This window comes from Marinospirillum perlucidum, assembly GCF_003336805.1.
Classification (GTDB): Bacteria; Pseudomonadota; Gammaproteobacteria; order Pseudomonadales; family Halomonadaceae; genus Marinospirillum; species Marinospirillum perlucidum.
Genome location: NZ_QFWJ01000004.1, coordinates 120,004 through 142,834 on the forward strand (window position 1 = coordinate 120,004; position 22,831 = coordinate 142,834).

The 22,831-nt window shown below is 53.7% G+C and carries 24 protein-coding genes; 19 read left to right on the forward strand and 5 right to left on the reverse strand.

The features are described from left to right. Positions 1 to 11: 11 nt before the first annotated feature. Genes DFK18_RS07655 through DFK18_RS07670 form a run of 4 tightly spaced genes read left to right on the forward strand, consistent with a single transcriptional unit; the run spans position 12 to position 3,450 of the window. The gene (locus DFK18_RS07655; protein ID WP_114417668.1) at positions 12 to 236 is read left to right on the forward strand and encodes a DUF4266 domain-containing protein; all 225 of its coding nucleotides are present in this window, start codon (positions 12 to 14) and stop codon (positions 234 to 236) included. Between the two features lie 18 nt (positions 237 to 254). Next, on the forward strand, positions 255 to 1,553 hold the full coding sequence (locus DFK18_RS07660) for a DUF3570 domain-containing protein (protein ID WP_114417669.1): 1,299 nt from the start codon (positions 255 to 257) through the stop codon (positions 1,551 to 1,553). Continuing rightward, positions 1,553 to 2,503: an FAD:protein FMN transferase gene (locus tag DFK18_RS07665; RefSeq protein WP_114417670.1), complete on the forward strand. Its 951-nt coding sequence runs from the start codon at positions 1,553 to 1,555 to the stop codon at positions 2,501 to 2,503. The genes DFK18_RS07660 and DFK18_RS07665 overlap by 1 nt, the downstream gene beginning before the upstream one ends. Before the next feature lie 53 nt (positions 2,504 to 2,556). Then, entirely contained in the window at positions 2,557 to 3,450 is an 894-nt protein-coding gene (locus DFK18_RS07670) for a prenyltransferase (protein ID WP_114417671.1), read from the forward strand. A gap of 175 nt (positions 3,451 to 3,625) precedes the next feature. Here DFK18_RS07670 and DFK18_RS07675 read toward each other — a convergent pair whose 3' ends face one another. Both DFK18_RS07675 and DFK18_RS07680 read right to left on the reverse strand, forming a co-directional pair. Continuing rightward, positions 3,626 to 5,029, reverse strand: coding sequence for an ATP-binding protein (locus tag DFK18_RS07675; protein ID WP_114417672.1), 1,404 nt, complete (start codon positions 5,027 to 5,029; stop codon positions 3,626 to 3,628). Further along, a complete protein-coding gene (locus DFK18_RS07680; RefSeq protein WP_114417673.1) occupies positions 5,026 to 5,538 on the reverse strand; it encodes a putative pterin-binding protein in 513 nt (170 codons plus the stop codon). Before DFK18_RS07680 ends, DFK18_RS07675 begins: the two co-directional genes overlap by 4 nt. Positions 5,539 to 5,630: 92 nt before the next feature. Between DFK18_RS07680 and DFK18_RS07685 the strand changes: the two genes are divergently transcribed. From DFK18_RS07685 to DFK18_RS07695, 4 genes are all read left to right on the forward strand, one after another. Continuing rightward, entirely contained in the window at positions 5,631 to 6,296 is a 666-nt protein-coding gene (locus tag DFK18_RS07685; RefSeq protein WP_114417674.1) for an SDR family oxidoreductase, read from the forward strand. A gap of 68 nt (positions 6,297 to 6,364) precedes the next feature. Continuing rightward, positions 6,365 to 6,751, forward strand: coding sequence for a hypothetical protein (locus tag DFK18_RS07690; protein ID WP_114417675.1), 387 nt, complete (start codon positions 6,365 to 6,367; stop codon positions 6,749 to 6,751). Positions 6,752 to 6,804: 53 nt separating this feature from the next. Beyond that, positions 6,805 to 6,930 (forward strand): hypothetical protein, encoded by a 126-nt coding sequence (locus tag DFK18_RS14745; RefSeq protein WP_281269767.1) that lies wholly within the window; start codon positions 6,805 to 6,807, stop codon positions 6,928 to 6,930. A gap of 23 nt (positions 6,931 to 6,953) precedes the next feature. After that, the gene (locus tag DFK18_RS07695; protein ID WP_342769748.1) at positions 6,954 to 7,397 is read left to right on the forward strand and encodes a DUF411 domain-containing protein; all 444 of its coding nucleotides are present in this window, start codon (positions 6,954 to 6,956) and stop codon (positions 7,395 to 7,397) included. Between the two features lie 120 nt (positions 7,398 to 7,517). Here the strand turns inward: DFK18_RS07695 and DFK18_RS07700 are convergent, their stop codons facing one another. Next, positions 7,518 to 8,864 carry an ATP-binding protein gene (locus tag DFK18_RS07700; protein ID WP_114417677.1) on the reverse strand — a complete coding sequence of 449 codons (1,347 nt, stop codon included), beginning with the start codon at positions 8,862 to 8,864 and terminating at the stop codon, positions 7,518 to 7,520. Next, on the reverse strand, positions 8,851 to 9,516 hold the full coding sequence (locus DFK18_RS07705; protein WP_114417678.1) for a response regulator transcription factor: 666 nt from the start codon (positions 9,514 to 9,516) through the stop codon (positions 8,851 to 8,853). The genes DFK18_RS07700 and DFK18_RS07705 overlap by 14 nt, the downstream gene beginning before the upstream one ends. A gap of 161 nt (positions 9,517 to 9,677) precedes the next feature. On the opposite strand from DFK18_RS07705, the gene DFK18_RS07710 reads away from it, so the two are divergent. The 11 genes from DFK18_RS07710 to DFK18_RS07760 all read left to right on the forward strand — a co-directional run bounded on the left by DFK18_RS07710 (position 9,678) and on the right by DFK18_RS07760 (position 20,511). Further along, complete coding sequence (locus DFK18_RS07710) at positions 9,678 to 10,229, forward strand: cupredoxin domain-containing protein (RefSeq protein ID WP_245944352.1); 552 nt, start codon at positions 9,678 to 9,680, stop codon at positions 10,227 to 10,229. Between the two features lie 20 nt (positions 10,230 to 10,249). Beyond that, the gene (locus DFK18_RS07715) at positions 10,250 to 11,878 is read left to right on the forward strand and encodes a copper resistance system multicopper oxidase (RefSeq protein ID WP_114417679.1); all 1,629 of its coding nucleotides are present in this window, start codon (positions 10,250 to 10,252) and stop codon (positions 11,876 to 11,878) included. After that, positions 11,875 to 12,585, forward strand: coding sequence for a copper resistance protein B (locus DFK18_RS07720; RefSeq protein WP_114417680.1), 711 nt, complete (start codon positions 11,875 to 11,877; stop codon positions 12,583 to 12,585). Before DFK18_RS07715 ends, DFK18_RS07720 begins: the two co-directional genes overlap by 4 nt. 78 nt (positions 12,586 to 12,663) lie before the next feature. Next, a complete protein-coding gene (locus DFK18_RS07725) occupies positions 12,664 to 14,958 on the forward strand; it encodes a heavy metal translocating P-type ATPase (protein ID WP_114417681.1) in 2,295 nt (764 codons plus the stop codon). Further along, entirely contained in the window at positions 14,955 to 15,143 is a 189-nt protein-coding gene (locus tag DFK18_RS07730) for a hypothetical protein (protein WP_114417682.1), read from the forward strand. The genes DFK18_RS07725 and DFK18_RS07730 overlap by 4 nt, the downstream gene beginning before the upstream one ends. 96 nt (positions 15,144 to 15,239) lie before the next feature. After that, positions 15,240 to 15,617: a hypothetical protein gene (locus tag DFK18_RS07735; RefSeq protein ID WP_114417754.1), complete on the forward strand. Its 378-nt coding sequence runs from the start codon at positions 15,240 to 15,242 to the stop codon at positions 15,615 to 15,617. Between the two features lie 110 nt (positions 15,618 to 15,727). Further along, complete coding sequence (locus DFK18_RS07740; protein ID WP_114417683.1) at positions 15,728 to 16,015, forward strand: hypothetical protein; 288 nt, start codon at positions 15,728 to 15,730, stop codon at positions 16,013 to 16,015. Positions 16,016 to 16,158: 143 nt separating this feature from the next. Further along, the gene (locus DFK18_RS07745) at positions 16,159 to 16,515 is read left to right on the forward strand and encodes a hypothetical protein (RefSeq protein ID WP_114417684.1); all 357 of its coding nucleotides are present in this window, start codon (positions 16,159 to 16,161) and stop codon (positions 16,513 to 16,515) included. Between the two features lie 11 nt (positions 16,516 to 16,526). After that, positions 16,527 to 17,882: an APC family permease gene (locus tag DFK18_RS07750; protein ID WP_114417685.1), complete on the forward strand. Its 1,356-nt coding sequence runs from the start codon at positions 16,527 to 16,529 to the stop codon at positions 17,880 to 17,882. 27 nt (positions 17,883 to 17,909) lie between these two features. Further along, positions 17,910 to 18,137, forward strand: coding sequence for a hypothetical protein (locus DFK18_RS07755; RefSeq protein WP_114417686.1), 228 nt, complete (start codon positions 17,910 to 17,912; stop codon positions 18,135 to 18,137). Beyond that, positions 18,130 to 20,511 (forward strand): heavy metal translocating P-type ATPase, encoded by a 2,382-nt coding sequence (locus DFK18_RS07760; protein WP_114417687.1) that lies wholly within the window; start codon positions 18,130 to 18,132, stop codon positions 20,509 to 20,511. The genes DFK18_RS07755 and DFK18_RS07760 overlap by 8 nt, the downstream gene beginning before the upstream one ends. A 51-nt stretch (positions 20,512 to 20,562) precedes the next feature. Here DFK18_RS07760 and DFK18_RS07765 read toward each other — a convergent pair whose 3' ends face one another. After that, entirely contained in the window at positions 20,563 to 22,614 is a 2,052-nt protein-coding gene (locus DFK18_RS07765) for a TonB-dependent receptor domain-containing protein (protein ID WP_114417688.1), read from the reverse strand. Between the last annotated feature and the right edge of the window lie 217 nt (positions 22,615 to 22,831).

Here is a 22,831-nt window from a genome sequence, read left to right on the forward strand (position 1 = left end):
AAGGGGACATCATGATGAAATTGCAAAGAATAGTCTTGCTGCTGCTGATCGGTCTGCTCATCAGTGGCTGCTCCTCCTGGGGTGTTAAACCCTGGGAAAGAGACCTGCTGGCTGCCGATAAAATGCAGCTGATCAGTGAGCCGGTGGAAATGGGGCTGGATGATCATATCTATTTCAGTAAAGAAGGCAGCAGTGGCGGTCGCAGCTTTGGCGGCGGCGGTTGCGGATGCAACTAGGTCAGAGGGAGAGCAAGCATGAGTAACGATTTGGATAAAAAATCCCTGCCGCTGGGCACCACCCTGGCAGCCCTGGGCTGTGCGCTTTTGCAGGGCTTGCCCAATCAGGCCCAGGCCGGAGAGCTGGAAAACTGGGATGTGGATGCCGCTGTTCTGGTTTATTCGGAAAGCGATAGCCGGGTGCAGGCGGCTGAACCGGTGATCAGTGCCACGCGTAATTTTGACAGTGAAACTCAACTGAATCTCAAACTGGTACTGGATACCCTGACCGGGGCTTCACCCAATGGGGCTCTGCCCAGTAATCAGCCGCAAACCTTCACGCGGCCTTCCGGCAAGGGCAGCTACACCACCGATGCCGGAGAATTGCCACTGGATGATACCTTTCGGGATACGCGGGTGGCGGCCTCGGCCGACTGGAGCGCGCCGATCAATCGTGACTGGACATATTCGGTGGGTGGGCATTTCTCCAGTGAGCACGACTATCTGTCCACCGGCACCAATGCCAGCCTGTCGCGCTATCTCAATCAAAAGAACACCACCCTGACCCTCGCTGGCGGCCTTTCCCTGGATAGCATCAGTCCCGAAGGTGGATTGCCGGTGGGACTGAGCAGCATGGCCGTGCCTGGTAGTGGCAGCTTTAACAGTGATTTTGCCGCCAGTCGTTCCGGTAGTGAGGATGACAAGCTGGTCACGGATTTGCTGTTTGGGGTCACCCAGGTCATCAACCGGCGTACTCTGATGCAGTTCAACTACAGCCTGAATCGGGCAGATGGCTATTTGAACGACCCCTACAAGGTGGTCAGTGTGCTGGATCAGCCCGGGGGCACAACCCAGGGATACCGCTACGAACAGCGCCCGGATTCACGCATCAAGCAGGCACTTTTCGGTCAGGTGAAATACCAGCTGGGCTCCGGGGATGTGGCTGATTTAAGCTACCGCTATCAGTTTGATGACTGGGGTCTGAATTCACACACCCTGGAATTCAAATACCGCTGGGATCTCGGACGCCATTATCTGGAACCCCAACTACGCTGGTACACCCAGTCCGCTGTGGATTTCTACCAACCCTACGCGCTGACCTCCCAGGTCAATGGGGGACTGGACGAGGTGACCGCCGACTATCGTTTGGGCGATTTTGATGCCTGGACGCTGGGGGTTCGCTATGGTTATCAGGTGACCGAGGGGCAGGAGGCCTATACCCGCCTGTCGCTGTACCAGCAGACCACCGATGACTTCAGCTCCTCGACCACCCCGGCCAGCGGTGACGATCTACCCGATACCACGGCCGTCATGTGGATACTGGGATATAAATTTTAATGCGGACAAGGCAAGTGAAGGTGAGTTGGCAGGGAAGCCTTTTTCTCGCCCGATTTGATGCCATGGCCAGTCCCTGTGAAATTCTTCTGGCTTTGCCAAGGGAACAGCAGTCCCTGGCCGAAAAATTGGCTCGTATCGCAGCTGAGGAAGTCTGGCGAATCGAAGCGACTTACAGTCGTTACCGGCCGGATAATTTTTTTGCCCGCCTGCATCAACAAGCGGGTCAGTGGCAGGAGGTGGATGCAGAAACTACCCGCCTGCTGGATTTTGCTGATCAGGCCTGGCAGTTATCCGGCGGGCTCTTTGATATTACCTCCGGTATTCTGCGTCGGGTGTGGTCTTTTGATGGCAGTGATCGCCTGCCTGACCCGGATGCCGTCGCTGCGCTCCTGCCTCGCATCGGTTGGGACCAGGTCGGCTGGGAAAGCCGTACGGACAGCCTGGGCGGGCGTCTCTTTCTGCCCTCGGGGATGGAGCTTGATTTGGGGGGTCTGGGCAAGGAGTACGCTGCCGATCGGGCGCTGGGTTTGGCCCTTCAGGCCTTGCAGGCAGCGCTTGGATCAGCTCAATCTGCAAGCCTGCCGGGTTTGCTGGTTAATCTGGGCGGTGATCTGGCCGCCAATGCGCCGCCTTCCGAGCAGGCTCCCTGGCGAGTGGGGATTGAATCCACTGCCGTTGAGAACCAGGCAGCGTCTCTGCTTGAGCTGACCCGAGGTGGCCTGGCCACTTCCGGGGATAGTCGCCGCTATCTAGTCTGTGATGGCAAGCGCTATGGTCATCTGCTCAATCCCAAAACCGGTTGGCCTTTGCAAAAAGCGCCGCGCAGTGTGACCGTCTCTGCACCAACCTGTGTGCAAAGCGGATTGGTGGCCAGTCTGGCTTTGTTGCAAGGTGAGGCAGCCGAAACCTTTCTGAAACAGACAGGGCTGGCCTACTGGTTGGCCGCTTGAATCTTTTTACAGGTCAAGGTGTTAAAATCCTCTTTAATTAGAGGAGTTTAACCGTGTTGAAGTTATATTTTGGTGTCGCGCGTGCCAATTTTTTGAGCTTGACGCTGGTCTGTATCTGCCTGGCTGCCAGTTATGGCTGGTTGATGACTGGCCAGCTAGTGTGGCCGGAACTGGCCCTGGTGCTCGCGGTGGCCCTGGCGGCCCATATCAGTGTAAATGCTTTGAATGAATATTTTGATTTTCGCTCCGGTCTGGATTATCTGACAGAAAAAACGCCTTTCAGCGGGGGCAGCGGCACCCTGCTTAAGTATCCTGATCAGGCCTGGCAGGCTTTGGTCGTGGGTCTGGTTACCCTGGCGCTAGTGATTCTGGGTGGTTTGGGTCTGATCGCGATCCAGGGGTGGCAACTCTTGTGGATCGGACTGCCCGGTGTGGTCATCATCTACGCCTACACCCAGCATATTAATCGTTCTCCCCTTTTATGCCTGCTGGCGCCCGGCGTCGGTTTCGGTCTTTTGATGACCCTGGGCGCCAGTTGGGTGTTTAGCGATCAGCTGGATGCCGGTAGCTGGTCCTTGGCGGTGATTACGGCTCTTCTGGTCAGTAACCTGTTGCTGCTCAACCAGTTTCCTGATGTGGAAGCAGATCGTCAGGTGGGCCGCTGCAACTACCCTATTCTTTGGGGGCGCCGGGTCAGTGCCTGGATATTTTCCGGTCTTTTGGCTGTCAGCTATCTGGTCTTGGTTGTGGCCGTCTGGCAGCAGTGGCTAGCGGTTACCAGCCTGCTGGGGTTGATCAGTCTGCCTCTGGCCTTGGTGTTGATGCGCGGGGTGATTCTCAGGGCGGATGACCTGAAGGCCCTGGTGCCCTTTATGGGGCTGAATATTCTCTTGTGTCATCTCTATCCCCTGTTGCTGGCTGGCGGTTTGGTCTGGGCCGGGAATTAAGAAACCTCTGATCAACTATTGCGCTTGATTATACTGCGTTGAAATTGACCTCAAATTGCTCATTTACTCGCTGTAAACTCCGCTTTTTCGTTCATTTTCGCTGGCGACCTACACGGAAGTAGGAAGTGCTGGAATTCATCAGGAATGAATTCAGCCCTAACCGGCGCTCATTACGTTAATCAGAGGCTCCTTGATCCGTGGTGGCCTCTTCCAGAGGCAGGGTGAAGTAAAAACAGCTCCCCTGGCCGGGGGTGCTGTGAAAACCGATTTCTCCACCCAGTTGTTCAACAATTCTCTGGCAGATGGTTAGTCCCAGTCCGGTACCGCCATAGCGGCGCGAGATACTGGCATCGGCCTGGGTGAAGACTTCGAAGAGGCGGGATTGGGCTTCTTCCGCAATTCCCATGCCGGTGTCGGAAACGGTGAACTGGATTTCGCCGCCTCTGGGCTCAACATCCAGGCGGATGTAGCCTTTTTCAGTGAATTTCAGAGCATTGCCGATCAGGTTGAACAGGATTTGCCTGAGGCGTCCGGCATCGGTGTTGTAGCAACCTTCGGCTTGTGGATGCAGGTTCCAGTAAAAATCCAGCTGCTTTTGTTTTAACTCGGCACTGAAAAAACCGGCCACTTCTTCAATCAAGGGCTTCAAGTAGGTTTTTTGATAATCCAGTACCAGGCGGCCTGCTTCCAGACGGGAAATATCCAGCAGATCATTGAGCAGGGTCAGCAGAGAGTGGGCGCTTTTGAAAGCGGCATCAGCATAGGTCTGTTGCTCGGCGCTTAAAGGGGTTTCCCGAAGAAGATCGGTCATACCTAGAACCCCGTTCATGGGGGTGCGGATTTCATGGCTCATGGTGGCCAGAAAATCTGATTTGGCACGGCTGGCTTCTTCGGCCCGCGAGGCAGTGATTTCCAGCTGGGTGGCCATTTCCTGGGCCTGTAGCTGGGCCTGCCAGGATTCACGCATCTTGTGGATCAGGAGCACGATCATCAATCCCATGCTCAGGGAAAGCAGCAGAACCAGTCCGGCCAGGTAGCGATAGAGTTCCAGCTTGGATTGGCGGGCTTCGGTGGTAATGCGGGTGCTATAGCCTTTCATGCTGCTGGATAGCCGGGCACTGACCGCTTGCAATTGCTCGGACAGTTGCAGGAGTTTCTCGCTGCCCTGGGGGGTGAAGGCCTGGTCAGTAGCAAACACCGAATCCATTTCTTCAATCAGACGAATCAGCGTTTGGGTCTTGTTGCGGGTTTGGGCTTCCTCACCAAAAACCCGGGCAAACTGCCCCTGGCGTAGGATGTTCAGGCGGCTGTAGAGAATCTCGAAACGCAACTCAACTTCCTGGTCACTAATGGCCTCTGGCTGGTAGAGATACTGGCTCAAGAGGCTGTTGAACCGCAGGTTTTCCCGATCCAGTTGGTAGGCAGCCCAGAGGGCATCATCGCGCACCGCATCGGAGACCGCTTGCAGGCGATTATGCAAGGTCAGAAGAACGGCCAGACTGGCAATCAGAAAGACACCAGCAATGACCGGCAGTAGCCAGAAGCCGGGATTACGGTAGAGCGAAGCCGGTGTTTTCACTCGTGAAACTCGATGGCCTTAACCTGCCAGACGGAGCGGTTGTAATGCATTTCCGAATGCAGTTGGGGGTAAGCATCGAAGGGGTAGATGATAAAAATCGGGCCACGATCACGAATGCGCAGATAGCGATCATTTTTTTTCAGGGCCAGGATGACCGGATACTCCATGAAATCCGCTACTGGCAGGCGAGCCTGGTAGCCATTCAAGGCCGTGACCGTCATCCAGGTGGCGTCTTCTGCACCCACTGTTTCCACCAGGGCTCGACCCAGGGGGCCGGTGTAGTCATTGACTTCTTCGGTCCAGGGGGTAAGCGTTTGCGTGGTTTGTTGCTCCAGACTTTCCAGCAGGGCCCGATCGAAATGAGCTTCTTCTCCCTGGTTGGTGACCTGCAAGGGACCGGTGACCTTGAGCAGTACCCGGCCCTGGGGCTCAGGCAGTTCACCTGCCTGAAGCAGACCTGTGCTAGTCAGCAGTAGAGCCAAACCGGAAGAAAGCAGTAGACGCAGCATTGTCTGTACCCTTGAAGGAGTGAAAATGTTATTTTTGCATGAAATAGTGTCTTGCTGCATCCCTCTTAGTATCTACGCTTAAGGAGTTTTTTATGCCTTTAACTGCAGTGATTACCGGAGCCAACCGAGGCATCGGCCTGGCCCTGGCCCGTCATTATGCCCAAGCAGGCTGGCAGCTAGTGGGTGTCTGCCGGGAAACCTCTGCCGATCTGAACGAAGTGGCCAACCGGGTGATCACGGGTGTGGATATTACTGCGGAAGAGGACGTGAAGCGTCTGGCCGGGGAGTTGGAAGGCACTGCCATTGATCTGTTGATCAATAATGCCGGGCTTTTGGCCGATGAGCGTCTGGGTGAGCTGGATTTTGCCTCCCTGGCACGCCAGATGGAAATCAACGCCTATGGTCCCTTGCGGGTGACCGAAGCCTTGTTACCGCTTTTACATCAGGGCAGCAAAATCGGTTTGGTGACCAGCCGCATGGGCTCCATAGCTGACAATGATTCCGGTGGTCGCTATGGCTACCGTGCTTCCAAAGCTGCTTTGAATGCTTTTGGCAAATCCCTGGCCGTAGATCTGCAGCCGCGTGGGATCAGTGTTGCTCTTCTGCACCCCGGTTACGTTAAAACCCGAATGGTCAATTTTGGCGGTCTGATTTCACCTGAAGAGGCTGCGGCAGGTTTGGCTGCGCGGCTGGAAGAACTGACACTGGAGACTTCCGGCAGTTTCTGGCATTCCAATGGTGAGCTTTTGCCCTGGTAGTTTTGCCCTTTGCTCGGGGAACTCCAGTCCCCCGGCAGGGTCTTAATTTCCAGTAACGAGGAACAGGCATGATCAGGACACAACGGACAGCTTTCACTTTCCCCGCTTATGGGCTGCTCTTGCTGCTCGTGTGGATGCTGCTGGTCACGCCCCTGGCGAATGCCTCCGCCTCCTTGTCGACTTCTTCTGTTATGTCCGAAGCTACACTGGAGCAGCTGGCCGATGCCGATTGGTCCGAGTCGCATTTCTTGGCTGCCACAGCGGCAGATCCCTGCCATCAGGAAGCTACTTCCTGCCAGGCTTCCTCTTCATGTGATTTCTGCTCAGGCTGTCTGCTGCTGGTGAATCTACCCAGCGAAGAAGCCGTGCTTGCTTACCAGGCCGGTTTGACCGGCCTTTATCCTTTGCCAGGCGGACAGGTTACACCTGATCTGCCACCTCCACGTCTTCTTTAACCTCTCTGCTTGTTCTTTTAATCGAAAAGGCTTTCCTGCCTGAGGAGATTTTTATGCATGGCTGGAATATGAGTGAGTGGATGGGCGCCGGTGGCTGGATGCATCCAGGAGGTTGGTTGTTCTTCCTGGTTGCGATTCTGGTGATTGCAGCGCTGATTAAATATTTGTTTAGTAAATAATTTTTATTTGAGGTCAAAGAGCTATGTCGATGAAAAAATGGATGTTAAGCCTGGCTACTGCACTGCTGGTGGCGACTCCAACCTGGGCCGAGTCTGTTATGCAGGTTTACAAGAGTGCCAGTTGCGGCTGTTGTGCTGCCTGGGTCGAAGAGATGGAAGCGGCAGGTCTACGTGTTGAAGTGCACAACCTGACCAACGTGAATGGTAAGAAGCAGGAGTTGGGGTTGCCTTATCAATTGGCTTCCTGTCATACCGCAGTGATTGATGGTTATATCATTGAAGGTCATGTGCCCGCCAATGAGATCCAGCGTCTTCTGCGCGAAGCGCCTTCCATTTCCGGTTTGAGCGTACCTGGAATGCCGCATGGCTCCCCCGGTATGGAAACCGGTCGTGTGGATGCCTATGAGGTGGTGAGCTTTGATCTGGACAATCAGCAGTTGGATGTCTGGTCACGGCATAACCAGTAATCGTGGATAAAAAAAGCCTGGCTCCTAAGAGCCAGGCAACCACTGAGCTATTTACTGCCAACTAGCTGCTGTAACGCTAGTAATATTAGAATAAGCGACCAGGCTGAATTAAAACTGAAGTTAACGTAATTTTCTGGGTAAAAAAATGCTGGCCTTCAGGCCGGGATTGTTGCTGAATACAAGACGCCCTCCATAGCGGGCCACGATCTCATGAGTGATGGCCAGGCCCAAGCCGTAGCCGGGTTTTTGCTCATCCAGGCGCAGTCCACGGGTACCCAATTCCTGTAAATTATTAGGGCCCACACCTGGGCCATCATCCTGAACGTGGATCTCCAGATCCTCATCTGTTTCTGCAAGTTTCACTAGCGCCTGTTTTTTGGCCCATTTGCCAGCATTATCCAGCAGGTTGCCCAGTAGCTCATTCATGTCCTGCTCTTCTACCGGCCAGCTTTGGTCAATATCGACTGAAATATCCATTTCAAAATGCTTATCAGGGTAAAGCCTACCCAGCACCCAGAGTAGATCACGAACCTGACGCACAGGTTTTGCATTCAGACCTGCTTGAGGTCCGGCAAAATGACTACGACGCATTTCTTTTTCCAATTGGTGATGAACGTCTTTGAGGCGCAGAGCCATTAGCTGGCGCTGTTCTTCCGTCAAAGGGCAGCTGCGATCTTCAAGCATTTGTTGAACGGCTGATAAGGGTGTTTTGACACTATGTGATAAGTTGGCTAGGGCTTCCCGCGAACGCTTAAGGCGCTGCTCAAGGGTTTCTATCAGAAGATTCAACTGGTCGATTAGCGGGGTGAACTCGGTGGGAGACGGGGCCAATTGCAAACGTGTTGTTTCCCCTTTCTGCAATTGTGAAAGGGCTTTCTGAATTTGGCTGGTGGGTCGTAAGGATAAAAGGACGGCTCCGTAAATCGTGGCAATCAGCATCGCCATCAGTCCCAAAACCACGATGGCAGCCCAAACGTGTAGCTGCCGTTGATCCGCTTTTATTTGGGTCAGATCTTCGGCTACCAGCAGGAGAATGATCTGGTTGTTTACTTGCACTTCTCTACGATATACCAGTAAGCGCAGAGGTTTTTCTGAACCGGGCAGTCTGGCGGTATGCGAAATAAAACCAGTTTCCTGAGTGTTCAATAAGGGTTCAAAAGCCGGTTGCCACTGAGATGGTGAGATCAGTGTTCTTTCTTTTGAGTGGATAACAAAGGCATGGTGAAACACAGACTCAAAATAGTCAGCCGTTCGGTACAGGGGGTTGTCGGTCAACTGATTCTCAACAAGAGTATCTTCCAGAAAATTAGCTTCTTCGATCAAACGTTGCTGGACAAAATCCCGCGACATGCGTTCCAGGAGCATGCCGTGGATGCTCCAGGCCAGAAGCATGAAGAAAGTGGCAAAAGGCAGCAAGAGGAGTAAGAGGGTGGATCTTATTGAGGTGGGACGTTTAATTCGAAGCATTGAAACGATACCCCTGGCCACGAAGCGTCAGGATAACCTCTTTACCCAGCATTTTTCGTAAACGCAGGATATAAGCTTCAATAATATTTTCGGAAGGATTGTCATCCAGGCTGTAAAGCTGCTCCATCAGGGCTTCCTTGGGGAAAATGCGCTGAGGCCTGCTCATCAGGCAGCGCAACAATTTGAACTCGGTCCCCGTTAAATGGTGGGTATCCTGTTGAGGCGTAATAATTTGCTGGCGTTCTTCATCCAGCTCATAGCCTTCCACAACCAGCTTACTCAGAAGTCGTCCTTCACTGCGTCGGCTCAAAGCCTCCAGACGCGCCAGTAATTCTTCCATCTGGAAGGGTTTGGCAAGGTAGTCATCCGCCCCGGATTTAAGCCCGTTGACTTTGTCCTGCCAGTCACCTCGGGCCGTGAGTATCAATACGGGTAGCTTGATCTGTTCGGCGCGCCAGGCTTTCAGGGTATCCAGCCCACTGCCTTCCTTTAACCCCAGATCCAGAATCGCCAGGCGGTAATCCTCCTGACGCCCCAGAGTGAGTGCCTGATCGGCCCGGTCGGTCCAGTCCACGGCATAGCCTGCTCGCTGTAATTGACTGCAAAGAGATTCACCCAGCAAGGCATCATCTTCTGCCAGTAATAAACGCATTGCCCGTTACTCCTGCGTGATTTTTGACCTTCCAGTTTCAGGCATCCTGCTGAATTCTTGCTGAAAAAGAATATCGGCAGCCTTTCAGAAAGGATTCAGTTTGCTCCTGCAAAGTTGTCAGCGTCAATCCAGACCGCTACAGAAACGATAGGAGTGTAATAATGAAGGCTAAGGGTACAAGTACCTATTTGGCAGCAGGTTTTTTCCTCGCTCTGTGGAGTTTCACCAGTGTGGTGAGTGCTTCACCCGGACATGGTGATCAACAAAGAGAATCTATGGGACAACCCGGCCAGCCCGAGCAGGTGGATCGCAGCATTGATATTGAGATGCACGACAACTACTACGGTGTTGAGAATCTGGACATCCAGGCTGGTGAAACCATCCGTTTTCAAGTGACCAACAAAGGCAAACTGGTGCATGAGTTCTCTGTGGGAACCCCGGACATGCACGAAGGCCATCAGGAGATGATGCAAATGATGGTTGAGCACGGAGCCATTAAAGGCGGCCAGATCAACCAGCAGGCCATGCAAATGGACATGGGTGATGGCCGCAGCATGCAGCATGATGATCCCAACAGCCTGTTACTGGAAGCTGGAGAAACTGGAGAGTTGATCTGGACTTTTAACGAGCCAGTCAAAAATCTCGAATTCGCCTGCAACCTGCCGGGCCACTATCAGGCGGGAATGATGGGCAACTTCCACTTCCAACAGTAACTCGATGAAAGAGGCGCAGCATGCGAACGTTGAAAAAAATAGCTGTTTTCACCGGCTCATTGCTTTTCCCGGCCATTCTTCTGGCCGGGGAATACGAGCTGAGTGTTGATCCGGTGGTGATCGACACAGGGGATTTCACCAAAATCGGAGTGGGCTATAACGGTTCTTCACCCGGCCCGACTCTGCGTATGAAAGAGGGAGAGATCGCCACCATTAGGGTTACCAACAATCTGGATGTGGATACCTCTATTCATTGGCATGGACTGATTGTCCCGGCCGATCAGGATGGTGTGCCGGGCATCAGTTTTGATGGCATCAAGCCGGGTGAAACCTTTACCTACACCTTCCCGGTTCGTCAGAGCGGAACCTACTGGTATCACAGTCATTCCGGTTTTCAGGAACCAGATGGTGCCTATGGCAGCTTGGTGATAGAGGCAGAAGATAGGGAGCCTTTCCGCTATGACCGTGAATACGTAGTCCAGTTGGCGGATAAGCACCCTGATGCTGGGGCGCAAATCATGCACAACCTGAAGAATTCAGCCGAGTATTACAACCGTACCGAGCAAACACTGGGCGATTTTTTCAGTGATATCGGAGAAAACGGCTTCCTGGCCACGGTCAAGGATCGTTGGGACTGGGGCAACATGCGCATGATGAAGACGGACATCGAAGATGTTCAGGGGTTTACCGGTTTGATCAATGGCAGGGGGCCCGATCAGAACTGGACCGCTCTGTTTGAGCCGGGTGAACGGGTTCGACTGCGTTTAATCAATTCTTCAGCCTCAACCTATTTTGATTTCCGTATTCCCGGCATGAAAATGACCGTTGTCGCCGCTGATGGCAACAATATTCAGCCTGTGGTTGTGGATGAATTGCGACTGGCCGTGGCGGAAACCTATGACGTTATTGTTCAGCCTCGTGAAGACAAGGCCTACACCCTGTTTGCTGAATCCATGGGCCGTACGGGTTATGCCAGAGGCACCCTGGCCCCCCGTGAAGGCATGACTGCCGCTGTCCCCGAGATGCGCGAGCCACCTTTGCTGACCATGGCTGATATGGGGCATGGCGGCATGGATCACAGCAACATGAGTGACACTGAAATGAGTGGCTCAGACATGGATCATTCCAGTATGGGCCATGGCAGCATGGATCAAAGTGCGATGGACGCAGCCGATCCTTTTTATGCTCCGGGCAGTGGGCTTTTGCCTCAGGCTGCCTCCGGCGGCAAATTCCTATCCTATGCTGACCTGCGTGCCCAGCAGCCTCGTTATGACTATCGTGAACCGGAACGGGAAATTGTTCTGCGTCTGACGGGCAATATGGAGCGCTATATCTGGAGTATCAATGGCGTCAAATTTGAAGATGCCGAGCCGCTGCGTTTGCAATACGGCGAGCGGGTCAGAATCCGTTTTATCAATGAAACCATGATGGCGCACCCGATGCATCTTCATGGCATGTGGTCTTTATTGAATGTGGGAGCCCAGGGCGATAATCCCGTTAAGCATGTTATCAGCGTTAATCCCAACACCGAGGTTGCATTTGATGTCGAGGTAGATGAACCCGGTGAGTGGGCCTTCCATTGCCATATATTTAATCATGCTAGTGCAGGCATGTTTTTGAAGGTTGTTGTTGAAGGAGGTGAGGCATGAAGCCCTGGCATAAAATAGGTAGCGTCGTCTTGACGGGTTGGCTGCTTTCCAGCCCTGTTCAGGCCATGAGTGGCGGTCATTTCTGGGGTGTGTCTTTTGAAGAGTTGGAATATCGCACGGGTGATGAGGATTTGCTAGCCTGGAACGGTGATCTCTATTATGGCTCTGATGAACTGACCTTTCGTTGGCAACCCAGCGGTGAATACGTTCTGGAAGAAAGCCAGTATGCTTCGCTGCAGAATAACCTTGTGGTTCAGAAGCCGGTTTCAGGCTTCTTTGATGTCAAGGCAGGTGTGCGTCTGGATACACCGGAAGGCGAGGATCGCAACTATGTCCTGTTTGGGGTGACGGGCCTGGCACCCCAGTGGATTGAGATGGATGCAAACTTTTACTGGAGTGATAACAGCAAGGCGTCTGCTGATCTGGATCTGGAATATGAAATCTTGCTGACCAACTACTGGGTTCTCAGCGCGGCAATGGACGTCAAGGTGGGTTTCCACGAAGATCTGGAAATCGGCCAGGCCAAAGGTCTGAACGCGACTGAGTTGGGTTTCCGCCTGTCCCGTGACCTTCTGGGCCGTACTCTTTCACCCTATGTTGGTGTGGTCAATGAACGCCTTTACGGTGATCGCAAAGACTGGGCAGAAGCTGCAGGAAGCGAACCCAGTGAGTGGTTTGCAGTGATCGGCGCTCGTTTAATGTTCTGACCACAAGCGCCTGGTTAAAAACCAGGGAGAGCCTGAATTTTCAGGCTCTCCTTTTATTCATTGGACGGGAGCAAACGGATGGTCAAGCAAAAACCGGAAACTGCTGCAACTCAGATTATCGAGCTGATCGTGCCCGGGATGGGATCGAATCACTGTGCCGGAATTGTCAGTAAAACCCTTCATCGCCTGGAAGGGGTTGAAAGCCTGGATGTCAATATTGCCCGCCATCAGGTGAAAGTCACGGTTAAAGTGGATGGCCCGGATCAAGAGCAGTTGCGCGAGGCAGTTGAAGGTGCGGGCTATGATGTCGCCAGCGTTAAAGCTGAGGGTGATGATTCCGAGCAGTCGGATGAAGAAATTGAAGCTTCTTACCTGTCTCAAGCCAGGCAGCGCCTATGGATTGCTGCAATTCCCACTACCTTGATCATGCTGCTGATGTTGCCGCATATGTTCTGGCAACCCCTGCCCGGTTATCTGTTGGTGATTGCGGTGCTGGCTTTCCCCGTGGTCTTTCTTTTCGGTGGGGCCGCAACACATAAAGCATCCTGGCGTTCACTGAAAAACGGCACCTTCAATATGGATGTGCTGATTTCCATGGGCAGTCTACCGCCTTATTTACTGGGCTTGCTGGGCTTTATTTTTCCCATGACCTCTTTTATCGAGATGGCGGCCACCATCATGACCTTTCATTTGCTGGGTCGCTATCTTGAAGCCCTGGCCAAGGGCCGAGCCTCTCAGGCGATCAAGAAACTGATGAATATGGGTGCCAAAACAGCACGGGTGGAACGTGATGGCAAGGAAGTTGAAGTGCCGGTCAAGGAGCTTCAGCCCGGTGATATTCTGGTGGTGCGCCCGGGTGACAAGGTGCCAACCGATGGCGAAGTCATTGAAGGTGAAAGCCATCTGGATGAGTCTCTGGCAACCGGGGAATCATTGCCGGTTTACAAGGCGGTTGGTGACTCGGTCATTGGGGCGACTTTGAACAAGGAAGGTCGTCTGAGGATCAAGGCAACTCGGGTCGGCAAGGACACCTTTCTGTCGCAGGTCGTGAAGCTGATCGATCAGGCTCAGGGTGCGCGGGTGCCGATTCAGGAATTCGCTGATCGCATGACCGGCCGCTTTGTTCCCCTGGTGATTATTATTGCGCTGCTCAGTCTGGTCGGCTGGTGGCTGTTTGCCGATGCTCTGCGACCCATACTCTTCTGGGGTGAAGGCTTCCTGCCCTGGGTGAATGCTGAAACCACAGCACCACTTCTCGGTTTGTTGGCTGCCATTGCTGTTCTGGTGATTGCTTGCCCCTGTGCTCTGGGTCTGGCAACGCCTACTGCCCTGATGGTGGGTTCCGGTATCGGTGCTGAGCGCGGTATTTTGATCCGCTCCGGGGAGGCGATTCAGACCTTCAAGGACATTAAGGTGATAGTGCTGGACAAGACAGGCACCATCACCCGTGGTGAGCCGCGCTTGACAGAACTGAAAGCTGCTGAAGGGGTTGATGAGGATCAGCTTCTGCATTTGGCGGCGAGCGTGGAAAAAGCCTCAGAACACCCGATTGCCCGAGCAATTGTTAATGCTGCTGAAGAAAAAGAGATGTCCCTGGCCAGCGTTCAATCCTTTCAATCCACGGAAGCCAGAGGTGTTTCCGGTGAGGTTGAAGGATGCAAGATTCTGATCGGCAATTATCGTTTGCTGGAAGAAGCAGGTGTTCAGGGATTGGCCTCTATGCAAGAAACCATGCAGCAATTGGAAGCCCGGGGGCGAACTGTGATCCTGCTGGCTGCCGATGGCCAGTTACAGGGCTTGCTGGCTGTTGCTGATACTTTGAAGAAAGAGTCCTTTGCTGCCATTGAAGGGATGCACAGGATGGGTCTCAGAGTGGTGATGCTGACAGGTGATAACCGGCGGGCTGCTCAGGCAGTTGCTGATGAAGTCGGTATTGATGAGGTTTATGCCGAGGTTTTGCCGGAAGACAAGGTTCGAATTGTACGCGAACTGCAGGAAAAATACGGTCAGGTGGTGGCCATGGTCGGGGATGGCATCAATGATGCCCCTGCACTGACTCAGGCCAATGTCGGTATTGCCATAGGTGCTGGTGCCGATGTGGCCATCGAAGCTGCCGATGTCACTCTGGTCAAGGGTGAACTGACCGGTGTGGTCGAAGCCATGCAGCTTTCCAAGGCAACCTTTGGCAAAATCGTACAGAACCTGGTTTGGGCCAGCGCCTATAATCTTGCCGCTATTCCCATTGCCGCGCTGGGTCTCTTGCATCCCATGATAGGTGTGATTGCCATGACCGCCAGTTCACTTTCGGTGATCGGGAACTCCATGCTGCTCAAGCGCAGTTTCAAGCCTGTAACTGAGAGGAGTCAGAGATGAAACATCAACATGCGGGTATGCTGGTCATTTGCCTGGTGATGCTGGGTGCTGGCCTTATGGTGGTGACTCAGGGTGGTAGCGGTTACGGTCTGTGGCTTCTGCTGCCCATGCTGGGCTGTCTGGTACTCCATCTAGTGTTGCACCGGAAAATGGATTCAGACCATGAGCATAAACCACCTGAATAAACCACTGTTGCAGAAACTTTCAGGAAATGATGAACTTAAAAACAGGTTCCATGTCATTTACTTTAACAACTCGACTGTTGGGTGCTTGAAATCATAATGATCGTAACCAGCCGCCACCTTGTCCCCGTTTTGCTGTCACTGCTGTTGGCAGTGAGTGGGCCGGTATCGGCTGTCACCAAAGTGGTGGATGGTCATGCAACCAATGCCAAGGTGAATTGTGCTTCCCTGTTGGTGGATCAGGCTGAAAACAACAGTGCCCCGTCTGACAAGAGCAGTCACTGTGACGCTGCCTCAGATATGGCTTGTCATGGTGCTGCCGGGCCAGGCAAATGCAGCTTCGGCTTTGTTCTAGTGCTGACGGCTTCCACAGATTTATTGGAGACTGGCTCTCTACCGGTGCTAAGTGCCCGAGTAGCTAACTATCAGGATCCTTTCCTGGCTTTCATTACACCCCCTCCACAAAGTCACTCCTAAGTTTTAACCCGGACTTTTGCCCCTTGCGGCAATTTCATTGACGTTAATTCTTGCAACTTAAGTCCCGTACTTTCATTCATCTGTTACGGGCCTTAATTGGAGTGAATCCTATGAGCATTTCCAGAATTAAGCTTACGCTTATGACCGTTTTTCTGGCTGCAACTTTCAGCACCTTCTCTGTATTTGCCCAGGAAGATGAAGGGCATCACAGAAAGCCTTCTGAAGGTATGCATGAGATGAGCGGCGTGCATGGCATGGAGGGGATGATGGAAATGATGTCAGAAATGTCCCCGGAAGACCGTCAAGCCATGATCAAGGCCTGCACGAAGATGATGCAGAATCATGACAGCAACCCGATGCACGGCACCCGGAAAAATGAAGGTGCTGAGGCGAATTAAGGGTTGAACTGTTCTCCGTTACTCGGGGGAGCCAGGGTAACCCCGAGCCTTACACTACACTCAAGTTATCGCTTTCAGTGCCAATGGGCATCAAAGCGTATTTCGTGAATACCAAAACTACTGATGTCAGGAGGTGCAATCCCATGACTAAAGCACACAAAGGCACTATCCAGAAGGGCTTTCTGCTGCGCAGGAAACTGCCGGTTGAAGGGCTTGATGAGAAGCAGTGGAAAGATTTTGTTCAGGAGCTCAACCATCTTCCTTATGTTGACTTTGCCGAGCATAAACCAACAAACAAGCTGGATGTAATCTATGATGGTAGTCATTGGTCCCTGGATGAGCTGTTGGAGTTGCTCAAGGCTCATGGTGGCCACGTTAAAGCTGGTTGGTGGACCCGAAAGAAACTGTCCTGGTATCAGTTTACAGATGAAAATGTCAGGGCCAATGCCAAGCACGAGCCATTTTGCTGCTCAAAAATTCCGCCCATGAAACGCAAGTAATCGGAGGTTGAATGAGCGAGAACCAGGATAGAAGCACTCAGTATCAGGAGGGCAGTCTCACTTTGCCTGGAACCGTGATGCTGGGCACCGGTGTCATGATTGGTGCCGGCATTTTTGCGCTGACCGGGCAAATGGCGCAGATGACGGGTGTATTGTTCCCACTGGCATTTCTGGCTGCTGCGGTGGTTGTCAGCTTCAGCGCCTATTCCTACATCAAGATATCCAATGCTTACCCCTCAGCCGGTGGCATCGGCATGTATCTGCACAAAGCCTACGGGAACCGGCTGCCGACGGCTTTCAATGCCTTGTTGATGTATTTTTCCATGGTGATTGCCCAGAGTTTTCTGGCTCGCACCTTCGGCTCTTACACCATGCAGCTTTTCGGTGGCGACCAAAGTGGTTACCTGGTGCCTCTTCTGGGTGTCTTCCTAATCCTGGCCGCCTTTCTGGTCAACCTGTTGGGTAATCGAATGATTCAGGGTGTGGCCTCTTTTATAGGCATCCTGAAAATCGCGGGTATTGTGGTCTTCGGGGTTGTGGGTGTCTGGGTTGCCGACAGCATTTCAGTCGACTTCTCAAGTCCCGGAGAGGCTGGAACTGTGGGCAATTTCCTGGGTGCAACGGCACTGGGTATCCTGGCCTTCAAAGGCTTCACCACGATTACCAACAGTGGTTCGGAAGTGAAAGATCCCAAACGCAACGTGGGGCGCGCCATCATTATTTCCATTGCGGCCTGTGTGGTGATCTATACGCTGGTTGGTTTTGCCGTGGCAAGTAATCTATCCCTGGCTGAAATTATCAAGACTCAGGATTATTCCCTTGCCGCTGCTGCACGTCCGGCACTGGGGGAGTACGCCGTCTGGTTTACGATTGTCCTTGCCATGATGGCCACTGCAGGCGGTATTCTGGCCAGTATCTTTGCTGTTTCACGCATGCTGGCGATGCTGACCGAGATGAAACTGGTTCCCCACAGGCATTTCGGCATGCCCGGCAGCATCCAGAAGCACACCCTGGTCTACACTGTGGTTCTGGGTTTGATTCTGACGGCTTTCTTTGACCTTTCCAGGATTGCCGCGCTGGGTATTGTGTTTTACCTGATTATGGATATTGCCATCCACTGGGGTGTGCTGCGCTATCTGCGCAAGGACATCAAGGCTAATGTCTGGGTGCCTGGGATCGCTATTCTGCTGGACTTGCTCGCGCTTGGAGGTTTTGTCTGGGTCAAATTAAATACGGATGCTTTTGTCATTGGCGTAGCGGTAGTTGGGATGCTGGTGATCGCAATTGCTGAACAAATTTTTCTGAAGAGAACGGCGGGAATAGAACCGCCTGATGGTGAATCTCATCATGAGCACCACCATCACTAAACATTTATTCCAACGGAGGTTCCTACTATGGGTGAGGCACAAATGTACGGTAATACCATGTGGGCGGGGCACTGGCTATGGATGCTGGTTTTTGCTCTGATTGCAGTTATCCCGGCTTGGCGTATCTGCAAGCGTACCGGGTATCCGGGCTGGCTGGGTCTTCTGATTCTGGTTCCTCTTCTAAATTTAGGGCTGCTTTATTTCCTTGCTTTTGCCAAGTGGCCGGTAGACAAGAAAGGAGACCTTAATGACTGAACATCAGCATAAGCATCATCATGAACACGAACATCACCACCACGATCACTCTCATGACTCTGATTCTGGAGAGTACACGGCCAAGGATCCGGTTTGCGGTATGTCGGTTGATCCGCACACAGCGGAGCATCGCAGCCAGCATCAGGGCAAAACCTGGTATTTCTGTTCTTCGGGCTGCCAGTCCAAGTTTGAAAAAGACCCCGAACACTACTTGGACGACCAGCAGAAACAGGATAAGCCGGTTCCTCCAGGGGCTGTTTATACTTGCCCCATGCACCCGGAAATCCGCCGGGAGAAGCCGGGGGATTGCCCTATCTGTGGTATGGCTCTGGAACCGGAAGAAGTCAGCCTGGATGACGGCCCCTCGGCAGAACTCAAGGATATGACGTTGCGCTTCTGGGTAGGCCTGGTGCTGGCGCTGCCGGTGTTTCTGCTGGAAATGGGTGGGCATCTATTCAGTATCGATCATCTTCTGGATCCCCAGACTTCTAACTGGATTCAACTGGTACTGGCCACACCCGTGGTTGCCTGGTGCGGTTGGCCCTTTTTTGTACGTGGCTGGAAGTCCATCGTTAACCGTAACCTCAACATGTTCACACTGATTGCCATCGGCACCGGGGTGGCGCTGGTTTACAGTCTGGTGGCGACACTGGCTCCCCAGATTTTCCCCGGAGCTTTCCGTCAGGAAGATGGCTCGGTTGCCGTGTATTTTGAAGCGGCAGCCGTGATCGTGGTGTTGGTGCTGTTAGGGCAGGTGCTGGAATTACGAGCCAGAGAAAAAACCTCCGGGGCCATCAAGGCGCTGCTGGATCTGGCCCCTGCGACGGCGCGCAAGCTGGATGATGAAGGCGGCGAATCCGATGTAGGTCTGGAAGAGGTCAAGGTGGGTGACCGTCTTCGGGTGCGCCCTGGTGACAAGGTGCCGCTGGATGGCGAGGTGCTGGAAGGCAGCTCCAATATTGATGAGTCCATGGTGACGGGTGAACCTCTGGCCGTGGGTAAAAAGGCTGGCGATCAGGTGATCGGGGGCAGCATCAACCAGCAGGGCAGCTTTATCATGCGGGCCGACAAGGTAGGCCGGGATACCATGCTTTCGCAGATCGTGCAGATGGTGGCCAGTGCCCAGCGCAGTCGTGCCCCGATCCAGGGGCTGGCAGACAAAGTATCGAGCTACTTTGTACCTGCGGTGATTGCCGTCTCGATTGTCGCCTTTATTGTCTGGTCTGTTTTTGGGCCAACGCCGCCCATGGCTTTCGGCCTGATCGCCGCCGTCAGCGTCTTGATCATTGCCTGTCCCTGTGCTCTGGGCCTGGCCACCCCCATGTCGATCATGGTGGGGGTGGGTCGCGGTGCGCAAAGTGGCGTACTGATCCGGGATGCCGAAGCGCTGGAGCGCATGGAAAAGGTGGACACTCTGGTCGTGGATAAAACCGGCACTCTTACCGAGGGTAAGCCTCAGGTCACCAGGCTGGTTCCTGCCGAGGGGTTCAGCGACCAAGACCTGATGCACTTTGCGGCTGGCCTGGAAAAAGGCAGTGAGCACCCACTGGCTCAGGCCATACTGGATAAGGCCAAAGAAATGGAGCTGAAGCTGCCGGAGTCCGAAGACTTTGACTCCCCCAACGGCAAAGGGGTGACCGGTAAGATTGAAGGAAAGCAGGTGCTGCTGGGCAATCGTATTTTGATGGAGTCCGAAAACGTTCCTACTGATGATTTTGAGGAGGAAGCCGACCAGCTTCGCAAAGATGGGGCAACCGTGATTTTCGCAGCCCTGGAGGGCAAGATCTGTGGTTTGCTTGCCATTGCCGATCCCATCAAGGAAACCACTGAGGCGGCCATTTCCGCCCTGCAGAAAGACGGTATCCGGGTGGTGATGCTGACGGGCGACAATCGCACCTCAGCCGAAGCCGTGGCTCGCAAGCTGCACATAGATGAAGTGGAAGCGGAGATCCTGCCGGAAGACAAGGGCAAAATCGTTCAGCGCTTGAAAGATGAAGGGCGTGTGGTGGTCATGGCCGGGGATGGTGTTAACGATGCCCCTGCTTTGGCAACCGCCGATGTGGGTGTTGCCATGGGCGGTGGTACTGATGTTGCCATCGAAAGTGCCGGAGTCACCCTGTTGCGGGGCGATTTGATGGGCATTGTCGAAGCCCGGCAGCTGTCTCTGGCGACCATGCGCAATATCCGCCAGAACCTGTTTTTTGCCTTTGTTTACAACTCAGCCGGTGTTCCCATTGCTGCAGGCGTACTTTATCCGTTTTTCGGCATTCTGCTGTCCCCCATCTTTGCGGCCGCAGCCATGTCGTTATCTTCGGTCAGCGTCATCACCAACGCCCTGCGTTTGAGGGTAATTAAGCTGGGGAAAGACAGCTGAGAGGAGAAGTTGATCAAGCCCGGCACTCAGGCCGGGCTTGATGCTTTCGCTTTAGAACTGATAGCGGGCGCTGACCCAGATACTGCGGCCCGGTTCGGTCAGGGTGTCCGTGTAGGCGGTCCCACCAAAATTCAAGGGGTCACTGCCTGCGGCATTGCGGTTGATGAAGTTGGCGTAGTCTTCATCCAGCAAATTATCCACACCCACTGCGACCAGCAGATTCTCCTGAGGCTGCCAGTGGGCTTCCAATCCTAGAACTGTGTAGGCATCCGTGGCCACTTCGCCTGCGGGTGCATTCAGACGATCCTGCTCCAGAGCAAAATCCATCCGGGCAATAAGCTGCCAGGAGTCAGCTTGCCAGTGCTGGGCAATCTGGCCCTGATAGGCAGGAATACCCGCCAGGGTGCCGCCATCGGTCTCATTATTGCCTCTTTGTGCAAAGAAGTGGCCACGAGTCTCCCAATTACCGGCATAACGCAGTGACGCTTCCAGTTCGATCCCGTAGAGACGGGCACTGATATTGCGATAGAAGTCATTGGTCTTGCCGGACAGGGTTTGCTGATCGCGGTAGATATAATCGCTGATCCAGTTGCCGAAAAGTACAGCTGAGTAGTCCAGGCTGCGGCTTTTACCGGCCAGGCCCAGATCCAGCTGGTGGCTGGTTTCCAGGTCGAGATCCGGGTTACCGGCCCAGCGGGCCTTGCCCATATTAGTAACTCGGGCCATGTAGAGTTCGCTGGCATCACCGCTTCTTTGACTACGGCTGGCGCTGATAAAGGCTTTTTGCCAGCTACCCAGATCCTGTTCGTAACGTAAAAAAGCACCGGTCAGCCAGTCTTCACGATCCGTGTCGCCAGTAAAACCATAGACGTCCTGATATAGCTGGTCGGCACTCAATGTCCAGGGGAAGCCCGTGGGCTTGATGGCGGTTTGATCCGCGCTGGAGGTGACCTGATCCAGTCTGACTCCGGCAAAAGCTCGCCCCTCCTGACCCAGGCGATGCTCGATTTCGGCAAAAGCCCCCACGGCGGTTTGTTCCACCTCCGGCCAGAGGTAGGCTATCTCCTGATCCATGGCTGTTTGCAGCAGGGCCGAACGCTGGTTTTGCATCAGGTTGATGCCGGTGGTGACTTGATTCTCGCCCAACTGGTATTCTGCCATCAGGCGACCGGTCAGAGTGTCGGACTCGGTGGGCGCCTTCATTTTCATGGTGGCATCGGGGCGCAGGCTGTAGCTGTCCATCAGGTGATCGATTTCACTCAGATGCAGGTTACCGGAGAGGGTCAGTAGCGGCGAGCTTTGGTATTCACCACGTAGGCCCAGGGTGCGGTTGTCACTTTCCGGGGAATCCATGCCCGCCCCGGCAAAATGCACGTCGCGCTCGCGGGTTTCTTCATAGCTGACTTCCAGCCAGGTCGCTTCATTGGGTGTCCAGCCCAAGAGTAAACCGCCCTGGGTGCTTTCATAGCCACTCCAGATTTCACGTCCGCTACCATCTTCATAGTGATCGGCTTCGCTGTATTCGGCAAAGGTGCGTAGATACCCCTGTTGACCACCGGCTGTCACCTGAGCCCAGGCCTTGATCTCGTCACCATTACTGGCGTAGCGGCCCCCTACTTCGCCGCGATAGAGGGGATCACCAGGTAGAAACTCAGGTCTGTCTCTTTCAAAGCTGACGCTGCCACCGCTGCCACCCGGGCCATTTTTTAAGGTGCTGACTCCCTTTTCAATCACGATGCGATCGTAGGAATGCAGGGGCGCGTAGGCAGTGGGTGGGTCCATACGATTGGGGCAGCCGCCAAAAACATAGGCACCATCCAGAAGGATATTAACCCGATTCTGGCCCAGGCCTCGAATAATGGGGTCCAGTCCGTGGCCACCCATGCGCACGGCGTCGATACCCGGTTGTTGCTGAAGCCAGTCACCGGCATCGGCGGCGGGGCTGATCGAAGTTTCCGGCGTCAGGGTACGCGAGGTGACTTCTCCCAAAGGCTGGCCGGTGACTTGCAGAGGTGGAAGGTCTTCAGCCTGAACGGCGGTAGAGATTAAAAAAGAAGCCAGGCCCAGAGTCAGAGGATGACGGGCAAAAGATAAAGAATTCATAGTTTTCCTTCAAACACGCAGGGGTAGACACCTCCTGAAATCAGGAGGGTGGCAAAATAAAAATCGAGATAAATAAAAGCCTGTTGCTGGCAGACAGCAGCGGTTTGACATGAGCTTTATGGGAAGCACCCGCTGAGTAGGAGCCGGCAACAGGCTGGCGTAGTTCTAAGTGCTGGCTGCAAGGCCGGGGACATGAGCAGGGAACCCGACCAGCAAA